The sequence below is a fragment of the Marinomonas sp. 5E14-1 genome, assembly GCF_039939215.1.
GTDB lineage: Bacteria > Pseudomonadota > Gammaproteobacteria > Pseudomonadales > Marinomonadaceae > Marinomonas.
In genome coordinates this window covers 26451-39895 of record NZ_JBDXMW010000014.1, presented here as the reverse complement: position 1 = coordinate 39895, position 13445 = coordinate 26451, and the positions used below count along the sequence as shown (strand labels likewise).

The window sequence follows — 13445 nt, the reverse complement described above, 5'->3', positions numbered from 1 at the left end:
TACAGGCCTTAAATAGAAATTATTGTATTGTCGTTTTAGTTGGACGAATTAAGCGCTCAATATTTGCTTCGCGCATTAATCGACTCATGGTTTGCGTTACTGCTTCAGCATGAGATAAATTCATTACTTCATTCAACATGCTTTGCGCTTGCTCCAAAGTAATGTTGCGTATGACAGCTTTCACTTTTGGCAAACTCGTAGAGCTCATGGATAGCACGTCATAACCCATTGCCATCAACAAAATAGCGCCCATTGGATCACCGGCCATTTCGCCACAAACGCTAAGCCCTACACCTTCATCTCTCACCTGATCAACAATGCTGTACAAGGCTCTTAAAACAGAAGGGTGAAACGAGTTATACAGGTCTGCAACCCGTGGGTTGTTACGATCAACTGCCAACAAGTATTGAGTTAAGTCATTACTACCAACAGATAGGAAGTCCACCAAGGCTGCAAGCTCTTTGACTTGATAAACCGCTGCGGGAACTTCTATCATCACACCAACGGTTGGCATCTTGACGTTGTAACCTTCTTCTTTCACCTCAGCATAACCACGGCGAATAAGAGCTAAGGCTTCTTCAACTTCTGCGACATTAGAAATCATTGGTAGCATGATTTTTAAATTATGCAGATCCGCACTAGCTTTTATCATGGCACGAATTTGTGCCATAAATATTTCCAAATGGTCAAGCGTTACTCGAATACCACGCCAACCTAAGAACGGATTTTCTTCTTGAATAGGGAAGTATGGCAACGCTTTGTCACCACCTATATCAAGCGTCCTGACCGTAACTGGGCTTGGCGCAAAGCCTTCCAATTGCATACGGTAAATCTGCACTTGCTCCGCTTCAGTCGGGAAACGATCACGAACCATAAACGGCACTTCTGTACGATAAAGACCAATACCTTCTGCACCACGATCCAATGAGCGAGTAATGTCGGCCGATAAACCCGTATTCACATACAAGGCTAAGCGATGGTTATCTAGTGTCTCACAGGGCAAATCTTTGAGTGTTTCATATTCTTCTTCTAGCAAACGCTCTTCATCAACGATTTGCTGGAAGTTTTCTTTAAGTGCTTCAGATGGCGAAGTAAAAATCTGCCCTAGATAACCATCTACAATCAGCTCAACTTTATCTAATTGAGCGTAAGGCAAATCCAAGGCTCCCATCACGGTAGGAATTCCCATAGCACGAGCTAAAATCGCCACATGAGAGTTCCCCGATCCCATAACAGAAACCAGACCTTTGATTTTATTGATTGGAATTTCGCCTAACATAGATGCAGTGAGTTCTTCACCTACGATAATCGAAGGTTCACTAAAACGTTCAGCCAGATTAGGAGCTTTTTCTTGTAAATGAGACAAAATTCGGCGACCAAGGTCACGCAGGTCAGATGCTCGCTCGCGTAAATATGGGTCGTCCATACGATTGAACTGACTTATATGAGCTTGAATAACTTGCCTTAATGCACCTTGCGCCCAGTTGCCGTCCTGAATCTTACGAACCACTTCTCCTGCAATAGAGTTGTCATCTAAGATTTTAAGGTACACGTCGAATAGTGCTTTTTCGTCAGCGGAAAGGTGTTGGCTAATGCGGTTACTTGCCTTACGAATATCCTGCCTAACGGCCTCTAAGGCTTGATAGAAATCTTCAATTTCACCATCAAAATCGCTAATTAATCGGTCTGGGATAACATCCAAATCAGCAGGAGGAAACACCACAACGCCACGACCAATGGCAACACCAGAGCTGCCTGACACTCCTTTGTAGCGGAAGTCTGCGCCGCCTTGCATTGTGTTTGCACTGAGACTCGCAATGGCACCTGTCGCTTCAGCATGAGCAATAACACCTGCTAGCTGTGCAGACAAAGTAATAAGAAAGGCTTCTTCCCCTTCGTCAAAGCGTCGCTTATCTTCATGTTGAACAACAAGCACACCTAAAACTTGACGATGGTGAATGATTGGTACACCAAGGAAAGAGCGATAACGTTCTTCCCCAGTGCCACTTAGATAATGAAAAGAAGGGTGAATATGTGCGTCTTCTAGGTTAACTGGCTCTGCTCTGCGACCAACTAAACTTACCAAACCTTGGTCCGCTTTCAAGCTCACGCTGCCTGCCACATTCTCATTCAAACCGCGCGTTGCCATTAAAACATATTCAGATGTATTGCTGTCTACTAGATAAATAGAACATACTTCAGCACGCATAGAACGGCGAACACGGCGGACAATAATATCCAACGCGGCGGACAAAGACTCCGCAGCCGTCACTTCTTGCGTAATACGTCTTAACAAACTTAACATAGTTTTCCTGTCAATTTATAGACCCAAAAAGATTAGGTCCTTGGCTTTGTCTGCTTATCTAACCAGCTGTGTGCACTTGGGATTAACTCTTTCAGCGCCCTTCTATAAACATCTTTTTTAAACGCCACTACTTGGCCTAGCGGGTACCAATAACTCACCCAACGCCAACCATCAAATTCTGGACATTCTGTTCCATCTACGCACACAGAGGCATCAGGGCAACGAATAGACAAAAGAAACCACTTTTGTTTTTGCCCTATACATAAAGGCTTACTATTGTGTCTTAGCATACGTTTAGGAAGACGATAACGCAGCCAACCGCGAGTTTTCCCTACAATTTCTACCTGATGAGGATCCAGCCCTACTTCTTCTTTTAATTCACGAAATAAAGCTTCTTCAGGTGTCTCGTCTGATTTAATGCCACCTTGGGGGAACTGCCATGCGTTTTGTCCAACACGCCTCGCCCAAAGAAGCTGACCACGCTCGTTCATCAGAATGATGCCCACATTCGGTCTGTATCCGTCTGCATCAATCACGAGCTTTTACCTTCCAATATAAGAATAAATTAGATTCATTGTTCCATAATTCGCCCACTCGCACAATTAAGACTAATGTTATTTATTATCGTCAGGGCTATAATCCATGCATATTTGAAGAATTGAGGAAAGCTTGTGACACTTGCAATATTTGATCTAGATGGCACTTTATTGAGCGGCGATAGCGATTATGCTTGGGGACAATTTTTAGTTGAAAAAGGGCTGGTTGATACACAAGTTTATCAAGAAGCCAATGACAGGTTTTTCCTAGAGTACCAAGCTGGCACATTAGACATTCATGAATACCTCGCTTTCAGTCTAGCTCCACTGACTCAATTTACCAGAGCACAACTCAATGAGCTTCATAGCACCTTTATGGAAGAAAAAGTCCGTCCTATGATGCAAACAAAAGCCACAGATTTACTGAAGCATCATAAAGAGCAAGGGCATTTCTTGCTAATGATCACAGCAACTAACCAATTTGTTACTCAGCCAATCAGTGGCGCATTAGGCATGGATCATATTATTGCGCCAGTGCCTGAAATTATTGATGGTTACTACACTGGAAAAATCGTTGGTGTACCAAGCTTCCAAGACGGCAAAGTCACGCGCTTAAATGATTGGTTAGCCGAAACAGGAAATTCGATGGAAGGCAGTTATTTCTATAGTGATTCACGCAATGACCTACCATTGCTAGAGCTTGTTACTCATCCTGTTGCGGTTGATGCTGATAAAACTCTGTCTAAGCTAGCCGAAGAACGAGATTGGCCACATATTTCTTTACGTAATTAAATTAAAAACGAATCTAAAAAAATGGGAGCCGATTCCTATCTGCTCCCATTTTTCGTTTTGCCCCTACAACCCCATATTATTATGGATTCTGTAAAATAAGGCTTTTAAGTATTCAGTCTCATCAATGGCTGGATGAACCGGATGATCTGGCGCTTGTGTACCACGATAAATCAATTGAGAAAAACGTTCTAATTGACGACTGTTACTGCGAATAATCTCGTGTAAACGCGCTGTTTCTAAATGCATAGAACATGAACCTGTAACCAAGATGCCACCTTTCGCGACCAATCTCATCGCCAATTGGTTTGCTCGGTGATAAGCCCCTTCTCCTGCTTTAATGTCTTTTCGACGAGCAATAAAAGCTGGAGGATCCATCACCACAACATCAAAGCGCTCTTTATCTTCAATCAAAGATTGCATCGCTTCAAACGCATCGCCATGCATTAAGTTTGCATCCCCTTCATATTGATTTAGTTTTAAGTTTTCATCAACATGACTTAATGCGCTTTCAGAAGCATCAATGAAAGTCACATCTGTTGCACCTGCGGAAGCTGCCTGAACGCCCCAACCACCAACATAAGAAAAGACATCCAAGACGCGCTTACCATCACAAAAACCTTGCATGGTTTTGCGGTTTTCTCTGTGATCATAAAACCAACCTGTTTTCTGACCATCCCAAACTGGCGCTTGGAATAAAACATCGTTTTCCTGCAAGAAAACTGTCTCAGGCACAGTTCCGAAAGCTTCTTCAACATAGCTTTCCAGACCTTCTATTTGGCGCATCTTGCCATCGTTTTTCATAAGAATAGCAGATGGTTTGACAACATCTTGCAGCGCTTCAATGATTTCATCTTTAACACGTTCCATACCTGCGGTTGATATTTGAACCACCAAAATGTCAGCAAAGCGGTCTACAACCAATCCAGACAAGCCATCAGAATCACCAAAAACCAAACGATAATAAGGCGAAGCGTAGGTCATTTCACGTAACGACAACGCAATTTTAAGACGGTGAACCAAAGTCGACTTATTTAATACTGTGTCTGTGCTACGGCTAATAAGGCGTCCACAAATCAATGCATTCGGATTAATCGTCGCAATACCAAGCGGTTTACCTTGTGCTGTTTCAACCACAACCTGATCACCTGGGGTAAATTGTTTTAATGGCGTTTCTGAAGTATTTACTTCATTACTATAAATCCATTGATGCCCAGCTCGAATACGACGATCAGTCTGACCTTTTAGTCGAATAACACTCACAATTATCACCCAGTAAATTAAAATACGTTATTATAGTGACTCTATACTCAATTGCTATGAATTACATACTTAGTGTAAAACTAGTTAAAGAACAGTTATTGGCTTTGAACGACGTATCTTTATGACAAACCTCTTAAACGAAAGCGAACTTAAACACATTCTGCAAGGCATCAGCATTCCACCTCAGCCTCAAATTTTGGTGGATTTACAAATGGAATGGGCCATGCCAGATCCCGATATGGGCTTTATTTCGTCCGCTATATCGCAAGATGTTAGCCTTTCTGCCGCTGTTCTTAAATTCGTCAATTCAGCGCACTTTAACCTCACAACAAAAATTACTTCCATCCAACAAGCCGTCATGATGCTAGGAACAGATCGCTTAGCAAGCATACTGAATAGCATTGCGGTTAAAAGCGAGTTATCTGACGACAACATAAAATCACTGCATAACTTTTGGGATACAGCAACAGACGTCGCAACAATCAGTGCAAGTATCGCAGATCAGCTCAACTTTAAATTTAAAGACGAATGTTACGCGCTAGGGTTATTCCACAACGCAGGTATTCCTTTGATGCTAAAGCGCTTTGACGGTTATAAAGAAGTTTTACAGCAAGGTTACCAAGATCCAAACTTCTTACTAACTGACCTTGAGAATCAAGCCTTTAAAACCAACCATTCTGTGGTTGGCTATTTTCTGGCGAAGTCTTGGGGGTTACCAAAAAGCTGCTGCTCCGTCATTGCAAAACACCACAGAATAGATCGTCTGTTCAACAACCGCGTGCCTGGCGATGGGCTTTATCTTACCTTTGCAGCCATCCTAAAAATGGCGGAACACATTGCATCTGTTCATAAACACATAGGAGAAGCCAACAAGGATTACGAGTGGCAACAAGTTGGCCACTACGCATTAGATCACTTAGATTTAACGGAATATGACTTCGAAGGGATGATAGAAGTATGCCACGAGCAAGGCATGGGAATAGCCTAATAAACTAGCGACAGAATTGACGCTAGCGGGGAAACATCACAAGATGGTCAAGGTGTACCGTCAAACCAATTTCTTGCCCTATATGATGATTGTGATGTGACGACGCAAAACAATACACAACTTTACCAGAAGACAACTTTACTCGGTACAGAAAGTGCGACCCTCTAAACCATTTACTCACAATAACACCAACAAACTCACTGTCGTCATCATGTAGAATATCATCTGGTCGAATCAATAAATCCACATCCGTATTGTCTGCAAAGCCATGATCTAAATCACCATGAATGTTGCCTAAATCAGAATGGACACAATCTGGACCACAAACCGTCGCGGGTAAAAAGTCACCGTGTCCAATAAAACTCGCCACAAAACGCGTTTCTGGTTGATGATAAACTTCATAAGATGAACCTGTTTGATGGATCTCACCGGCATCCATGACAGACACTTGATCCGCCATCGCAAAGGCTTCCATCTGATCATGCGTTACCAACAATGCACTCATCTTCTCGTGCTGTAATATTTCACGAATATCAGGCACTAGCTCTTCTCTTAATTTAGCATCGAGGCCAGAAAAAGGCTCATCCATTAAAAGCAGCTTTGGTTTCGGCGCCATAGCACGAGCTAAAGCCACACGTTGTTGTTGACCACCTGAAAGAGAATGCGGATAGCGGGCTTGAAAGCCAGATAAGCCAACCAAATCTAATAAATAATTCACTCGTTCGCTTGCCGCTTTCTTTGGCCAAGTCGTCAAACCAAAAGCGATGTTCTGGGCAATAGTCAGATGGGGGAATAAAGCAATATCCTGAAACACCATACCAATATGACGCTCTTCCGGATTAGTGGTAATAGATGGACTAGAAATAATCTCTCCATCTATTTTAATTTCACCAGTCATCAAAGACTCGAAGCCAGCAAGAGCACGTAATAATGTCGATTTCCCGCAACCACTTGGTCCAAGCAAGCAACCGATTTGGCCTTCTAAAAGTTGAAATGACGCCCCTTTAACAATCGCGCCACCGTCATAACCCACAGTCACATTGGTTAAGGTCATTTCTTTTAATTTCTCATGGACAGGTAACGATGTCATATACAAACCTATTTAGAAAATTCAGCACGAGAGGAAATGGAACGGCTCAAGAGTATGACTGGCGCCAGTCCTACCAGCACTATCATTAAGGATGCTGGCGCAGCATCAACTAACCTTTCATCCGACGCTAATTCAAATGCTCTAACAGCCAAAGTGTTAAAATTAAAAGGTCGCAACACCAAAGTTGCAGGCAACTCTTTTAATACATCAACAAAAACAATCAACATAGCCGTTAGTACAGAACCTTTCAGCAAAGGCACATGGATTCGAACCAATACTTTTGCAGGCGTCGTACCTAATGAACGCCCAGCCATATCCATACTCGGCTTTATCTTACCAAGCCCATTTTGTACAGCGCCTAATGACACCGCCATGAAACGTACTGTATAAGCAAACAAGAGTGCGACCAATGTACCAGAGAAGATCAGACCGACTCTTTGGTCTGTATACTGTTTCATGAAATCAATAATTCTATGGTCAAGCCAAGCCAATGGCACAATTGTTCCGATTGCGATAATGGTCCCAGGCAAGGCGTAGCCCATTCCAGCAATACCAATAGAGGTTCTAACACTCACACCTCGGTTTAGACGTATTGCATAGCTCAAAACCAGTGCAAGCCCTACGGCAATCATGGCAGCTAAAGCGGCTAAATATAAAGAATTCCACGCCAACTGAACAAATTTTGAATCAGGCACTTCTGCCTTAAACAGCGCCCAATACAACAAGATCCCCGTGGGAATAAGAAAACCAAACAAAATTGGCAACCAACAAACAAGGTAGGTGAAAAAAACACGACTCCCTGTTAATTGAATTCGTCGATTACTGGCTTTCCTTAACCCTGAAGCATGATAACGAATACGACGACGTGAGTGCTTCTCTAATAAAATCAGCACAATCACAAATAACAGTAAAATACCCGCTAATTGTGAAGCCGCCATTACGTCACCAAAGCCGTAGAAAGTACGCAGAATTCCCGTCGTAAAAGTATTCACACCAAAGAACTGAACCGTTCCGTAATCAGCTAATGTTTCCATCAATACCAGAGTAAGCCCAGTCACAATGGCAGGACGAGCGAGAGGCAATGCCAGCTTAAAAAACGCAGCTCGACTTGAATAGCCAAGCGTACGACTTACTTCTAAAGTATTTTCAGATTGCTCTAAAAATGCCGCGCGACTCATCAAATAAACGTAAGGATACAAAACTAAAGTGAGCATGACGATCGCACCACCTAAGGAACGAACTTCAAAAAACCAATATTCTCCGTAACTCCAGCCAGTTACAGAACGAATAAAAGTTTGCACAGGTCCAGCGAAATCAAAAATCCCCGTATAGGTGTAAGCAATAATATAAGCCGGCATGGCCATTGGCAGAAGCAAAGCCCAAGACAAGAGTTTACGGCCGGGGAAATCGCACATACTGGTTAGCCAAGCGCAAGGAACGCCAATTGCAAAAGCGCCAATCCCAACACCTAACATTAATAGAAGAGAGTTTTGAATGTAATCAGCTAGAACCGTTTCATAAAGGTGACGCCACACATTGCCATTACCGATCAGGACATTCACTAATACAACTAAAATAGGTAATGCTAAAATCGCCGCAATCGACACTGCAGCGATTTTTAACCAGTTACATTTAAGCCTACGGGCTGCACTGGGAGAAGTGGAGTCAACCATTAATAATATAAGCTCACTTTAAAGAGGACGTTATTTCCAACCGCCTAGATCCATTAACTCAACTGCCGTTCGATTATTCACACCTAACGTACTCAGAGAAATCGTATCTGCACGGAACTCGCCAAATGGCTCTAACATTTCTGGCGCGCTTGCTCCCTCCACAACAGGGTATTCATTGTTTACATGAGCATACCATTCTTGTGACTCATGGTTGGTTAGAAACTCTAGCAATAAAGTTGCATTCTTTACATTCGTTGCCGCTGCAGTTAAACCAGCACCACTAACATTCACATGAGCGCCACGATCGTCTGCCGCTTGGTTAGGCCAGAATGGTTTAACGTTTTGATAAACTTCTCTTTCGCTTGCATCTGTGCTTTGACCAAGACGGCCATAATAGTAAGTGTTCGCTAACGTCAGATCACAAACCCCAGCATTAACTGCTTTAAGAAGGTCAACATCACCACCGAATGGAGGACGAGCTAAATTAGACACCAAACCTTTAATCCAAGCCTGTGTTTTTTCTCGGCCATCCACTTCTAACATTGAAGCAACCAAAGACTGGTTATAAATATTTGCCGATGAGCGAACACAAATACGCCCTTTCCATTTTGAGTCAGCAAGATCTTCATATGTTGAAAGATCAGCTGGGGAGACTTTTTTAGGGTTATAAAATATCACTCGAGCACGTTGTGATAAACCGTACCAATAACCATCTACATCACGTAAATGACTCGGAATGTTCGCGTTAAGCACTTCACTGTTAATTGGCTTCAACACACCAGCTGTTTTCGCTCGGTACAAACGACCCGCATCCACGGTAATAAATACATCGGCTGGGCTAGCATCACCTTCAGCTCGTAATCGGCTAAGCAAGGCATCCGCAGAACCAGTAATGAGATTTACAACAACGTCATGTTCTTTTGAAAAGTCATCTAAAGCAGGTGCAATCAACGACTCTTTACGAGCAGAATAAACATTCACTTCACCTTGAGCCTGAACATTGGCAGCAAACACTAAAGAAGATGTGAGAGCGAGACAGCTCATACTATTTCGAAAGGATGTAGAACCTATTTTTTCGACTATTGCGCGTAACTTTGTTGGCATAAAAATTTCCACCTAGCTCAATATTCACCCCAGAATTGAGCCGTTTAAAGGTCAATCAAGAGTGTATAAGTCATTAAATTTGAGACAAGAAATTAACACAGGCTAAGAATGAACACTAGCGATTCTCATTTGAGAATGAGAAAAAATGTTGCGTTGTTGTGTTCTAAATTTGAAGATAAAAAATCTCTTAATTACACACTTAATCAAGTAACTGATTCAGTCCATCACTAATAATAAGTGCATCATCAAGCTCGTAAATAATACCTTCTGAAAGACCAGCCGCCTTTGCAACGGCAACCGGGAAACCTTCACGAACCAGGTCCGAATCACGTTCCGCACGAATACAGGCATTTAAATAACAAGCCAAATTCAAAACACACGATAAAGGCTGTGGAGGATCAAGTTCAAACGGTCTTGAATGATGTTTCACTGTATCGCCAATCGAAGACGGGAATTTCCATAAATCCATCAATGCTTTACCTGCATCTTGAGAAGTAAAGCCCAACAAATCTAGCTCGGCTTTCACAAAGCCTGCCTTACGATTCACAACCAGCTGTCGAATTTCTCGTGCTGTGTCTGGAACAGTAAGGTGCAACAATAAGCGTCCGATGTTATGAACGATACCTACCGTAAAAGCTTCATCCGCTTCAACCAAAGAAGTACGTTTAGCGAACCATTGAGATAGTTCTGCGACACGGAACGAATCAGCCCAAAACTCTGGTAGCTTAATACCATCTACTTTTGACACGGAATTTGAGAAGCCAGACGCAATAACCAAAGTTTTAAGCTTATCAATTCCCAATAAAACCGTTGCTTCATCAATCGATGAGATTTTTCTCGATAAGCCAAAATAAGCAGAGTTGACAACACGCAGAACTTTCAAAGAGATAGTTTGGTCATGAGTCACTTTTTCTGAGATTTCTGCATACTTAACATTAGGGTCGTTAAGCATTTGAATCAATTCACGCACAACATGGGGCACATTAGGTAACTTATCAGTGTTCTTTAAAAGTTCTTGGACTTGCATACTTCTGCACCTTTGTTTTCATTGATTTCATGTCAAAAACGCGATTGATTTATTCTGCCAAATACCGCAGTCAAATACTTTATTTAATTTACGTCAGGAAAAAGACGCTAAACCTGCAGCACGGGCAATCAATTTTTTCTTCAAGGATGTGTTGCAATCGAAGCTTTTCATTCCAGTATTTCTAAGCTGAACGACAAATGGATGCTGAGTCGAAAACAGACGTTTAAAGGTTTCCATTCCTGCTGCCATAACAACATTATCCAACATGCGCGCTCGCTGATAGCGCCTTAAGACTTTGCTTGAGCCAAGGTTCTCACCTCGTTTATGCGCTTTACTTAGAACATCCACCAAAGCTTTAACATCTGAGAAGCCTAAGTTTGCTCCTTGTCCTGCCAGCGGATGAATGGTGTGAGCCGCATCGCCAATCAAAGCAATGCTGGATTTAACATATTCTTTAGCATGCCTTTGACGAAGAGGGATGGCTTGACGAGATCGAGTAACCGACAGCACATCAAAACGCCTGTTAATAGCATAGTGTACACGCCGACAAAATGTATCATCCGATAACGCCTTGAGAACACTTGCTTCTTCAGGTGGCACACACCAAACAATTGAAACAAAGTGTCGATCACCTACTGAAGGCAAAGGCAAAAAGGCTAAAACCCCCTCCTCACCAAAACTTTGCCATGCAGTGTTGTTATGAGGCTTATCTATTTCAATAGTTGCGGCTATCGCAGTATGACCGTAATCCCATTCCACTGTCGCAAAGTCATTTTCTGAACGAAGTTTGGAGCCGCCGCCATCGGCAGCGATCAAGACTTGCGACGCCAGTCGGTCACCTGATTGTAAGACTACTCCTGCTCCATCCTCACTTAATTCATGCGAGACCAACGCATTGTTAAAATACAAATCGATATTTTGGTTATTTTGTATTTGCACCAGCATTTGGTGACTCAAGACGGTGTTCTCAACCAAGTCGCCTAACTCAGGCATGGCAGCAGAACCAGCATTAAAATCGATATAACCTGAGCCTAATCCGTCCCAAACCACGATATTGTCGTAGGTTGCCACCCGCCCTTGAGGAATGTTTTGCCAGACGTTAGCGAATTCTAATAAAGCTTTTGATTGGCTGGAAATAGCACTTACTCTGGCATCGTAAGCTGGCGGGACAGACAAAGCGTAATCGCCGTTGTGTTTATCAATCAACGCCACTCGCAAAGAAGATTTAGCCAAAAGAATCGCCGATAGTGCGCCAACCATTCCAGCACCAACTATGATTACATCGTACGATTTAGCCATGTGTCTAACACTCCACTCTATTTTTCTCACAAGCCAAGACAGTTAGTCTTGCGCCATTAACGCCTCAATGTCTGCAATCTCTTTTGCTAGCCCATGAGTTAAAACATACGGACCTTCAGCGCGAATAAGCACATCGTCTTCTATTCGAATGCCGATACCGCGCCATTTTTCGTCTACAGATTCATTATCAGCTGAAACATACAAACCCGGCTCGATGGTTAACACCATGCCTTCTTCAAGCAAACGAGACTCGCCTGCCACTTTGTAAGCGCCGCAATCATGTACATCCAAACCTAACCAATGTCCTGTATTATGCATATAAAAATCTCGATAAGCCTTGTTTTCGATCAGCAAATCCACATTGCCACTTAATAAACCGTGAGTAACTAGGCCTTCTGTTAACGTTCGCACTGCCGCATTATGAAAGGCTTCATAAGGCGCACCAACGACAAGTTTTTTCATGCCAGTATGATAAGCGTCGAGCACAACTTGATACAAAGCTGCTTGAGGTTCACTAAACTTACCATTCGCGGGAAAGGTACGGGTAATGTCTGCGGCATAACAACCGAGCTCAGCACCCGCGTCGATAAGAATCAAATCACCGTCTTCAATCGGTTCATCATTTTTAATGTAGTGTAAAACACAGGCATTACTTCCTGATGCAACAATGTTGTTATACGCAGGTTGGCGCGCGCCGGATTTCATAAAGACGTAATTCAATTCAGCTTCTAGCTGATATTCCATCATGTCAGGTCTAACTGACTTCATGGCTTGTTTATGAGCCTCTACGCTGATTTGCGCAGCCGCTTCCATAATGGCAATTTCTTCTTTGTCTTTGATTAAACGCATTTCAGAAACAATAGGCTCAACATTAAGAAACAACGTTGGCGCAACGGCTCCTGCTCTTGCACGAGCAGACAATCTATCGCGACACTCAGCCACTTTTTCACGTAAGACACCATCATCAAAAAGATAAGCCACATTAGTTGTGCCATCTAAAGCTGAAAACAAAGCGTCGTCTAATCCATCAAGATCTAGCGCATCCATTGCTCCGAAACTTTGAATAGCTCCAACCGACCCAAATCGAAAACCTTCCCATTGCTCTTTTTCAGGGTCTTTCGGCAAGGTTATCAATGTCATTTCACCACCAGTACGAATAATGGCGTATGCACTTGGCTCAGGAAAACCTGTCAAATAAAAGAAGCTGCTATGAGGCCGAAACTCGTATTCACAATCATTATTACGAGTCGACAGCTCGCCAGTACGGATAACCACCACACTGTTCTCGGGTAAAGATTGCATCAAACGCTCGCGACGCGCTTGATAAGTTTGAGTTTCAATTTTCATAAAATGCCTCACTTAATACCAAAA

11 protein-coding genes are annotated in these 13445 nt (G+C 42.8%); 2 read left to right on the top strand and 9 right to left on the bottom strand.

Translation table 11 applies throughout. The features are described 5' to 3' along the window. Positions 1–19: 19 nt before the first annotated feature. The gene (ptsP, locus tag ABFY09_RS12720; RefSeq protein WP_347984690.1) at positions 20–2305 is read right to left on the bottom strand and encodes a phosphoenolpyruvate--protein phosphotransferase; all 2286 of its coding nucleotides are present in this window, start codon (positions 2303–2305) and stop codon (positions 20–22) included. Positions 2306–2337: 32 nt separating this feature from the next. Continuing rightward, entirely contained in the window at positions 2338–2841 is a 504-nt protein-coding gene (locus ABFY09_RS12715) for an RNA pyrophosphohydrolase (RefSeq protein WP_347984689.1), read from the bottom strand. A gap of 135 nt (positions 2842–2976) precedes the next feature. Between ABFY09_RS12715 and ABFY09_RS12710 the strand changes: the two genes are divergently transcribed. After that, on the top strand, positions 2977–3633 hold the full coding sequence (locus ABFY09_RS12710) for an HAD family hydrolase (protein WP_347984688.1): 657 nt from the start codon (positions 2977–2979) through the stop codon (positions 3631–3633). A gap of 63 nt (positions 3634–3696) precedes the next feature. On the opposite strand, the gene ABFY09_RS12705 is transcribed toward ABFY09_RS12710, so the two are convergent. After that, positions 3697–4893, bottom strand: coding sequence for a class I SAM-dependent rRNA methyltransferase (locus ABFY09_RS12705; RefSeq protein WP_347984687.1), 1197 nt, complete (start codon positions 4891–4893; stop codon positions 3697–3699). 121 nt (positions 4894–5014) lie between these two features. Here ABFY09_RS12705 and ABFY09_RS12700 point away from each other — a divergent pair, with 121 nt between their 5' ends. Then, positions 5015–5881: an HDOD domain-containing protein gene (locus tag ABFY09_RS12700; protein ID WP_347984686.1), complete on the top strand. Its 867-nt coding sequence runs from the start codon at positions 5015–5017 to the stop codon at positions 5879–5881. Between the two features lie 22 nt (positions 5882–5903). Here ABFY09_RS12700 and ABFY09_RS12695 read toward each other — a convergent pair whose 3' ends face one another. The 6 genes from ABFY09_RS12695 to ABFY09_RS12670 all read right to left on the bottom strand — a co-directional run bounded on the left by ABFY09_RS12695 (position 5904) and on the right by ABFY09_RS12670 (position 13421). Then, positions 5904–6971, bottom strand: coding sequence for an ABC transporter ATP-binding protein (locus ABFY09_RS12695; protein ID WP_347984685.1), 1068 nt, complete (start codon positions 6969–6971; stop codon positions 5904–5906). 8 nt (positions 6972–6979) lie between these two features. Next, entirely contained in the window at positions 6980–8644 is a 1665-nt protein-coding gene (locus tag ABFY09_RS12690) for an iron ABC transporter permease (protein WP_347984684.1), read from the bottom strand. 30 nt (positions 8645–8674) lie between these two features. After that, complete coding sequence (locus ABFY09_RS12685) at positions 8675–9748, bottom strand: Fe(3+) ABC transporter substrate-binding protein (protein WP_347984683.1); 1074 nt, start codon at positions 9746–9748, stop codon at positions 8675–8677. Between the two features lie 199 nt (positions 9749–9947). Further along, on the bottom strand, positions 9948–10775 hold the full coding sequence (locus ABFY09_RS12680) for an HDOD domain-containing protein (protein ID WP_347984682.1): 828 nt from the start codon (positions 10773–10775) through the stop codon (positions 9948–9950). Between the two features lie 93 nt (positions 10776–10868). Continuing rightward, a complete protein-coding gene (locus tag ABFY09_RS12675; protein WP_347984681.1) occupies positions 10869–12074 on the bottom strand; it encodes a UbiH/UbiF/VisC/COQ6 family ubiquinone biosynthesis hydroxylase in 1206 nt (401 codons plus the stop codon). 42 nt (positions 12075–12116) lie between these two features. Further along, entirely contained in the window at positions 12117–13421 is a 1305-nt protein-coding gene (locus ABFY09_RS12670; RefSeq protein ID WP_347984680.1) for an aminopeptidase P N-terminal domain-containing protein, read from the bottom strand. Positions 13422–13445: the final 24 nt, after the last annotated feature.

Excerpts from the sequence above, each read along its gene's own strand:
- ABFY09_RS12685 (WP_347984683.1), bottom strand. The coding sequence starts at position 9,748 with ATGCCAACAAAGTTACGCGCAATAGTCGAAAAAATAGGTTCTACATCC.
- ABFY09_RS12700 (WP_347984686.1), top strand. The coding sequence starts at position 5,015 with ATGACAAACCTCTTAAACGAAAGCGAACTTAAACACATTCTGCAAGGC.
- ABFY09_RS12670 (WP_347984680.1), bottom strand. The coding sequence starts at position 13,421 with ATGAAAATTGAAACTCAAACTTATCAAGCGCGTCGCGAGCGTTTGATG.
- ptsP (WP_347984690.1), bottom strand. The coding sequence starts at position 2,305 with ATGTTAAGTTTGTTAAGACGTATTACGCAAGAAGTGACGGCTGCGGAG.
- ABFY09_RS12695 (WP_347984685.1), bottom strand. The coding sequence starts at position 6,971 with ATGACATCGTTACCTGTCCATGAGAAATTAAAAGAAATGACCTTAACC.
- ABFY09_RS12690 (WP_347984684.1), bottom strand. The coding sequence starts at position 8,644 with ATGGTTGACTCCACTTCTCCCAGTGCAGCCCGTAGGCTTAAATGTAAC.
- ABFY09_RS12680 (WP_347984682.1), bottom strand. The coding sequence starts at position 10,775 with ATGCAAGTCCAAGAACTTTTAAAGAACACTGATAAGTTACCTAATGTG.
- ABFY09_RS12675 (WP_347984681.1), bottom strand. The coding sequence starts at position 12,074 with ATGGCTAAATCGTACGATGTAATCATAGTTGGTGCTGGAATGGTTGGC.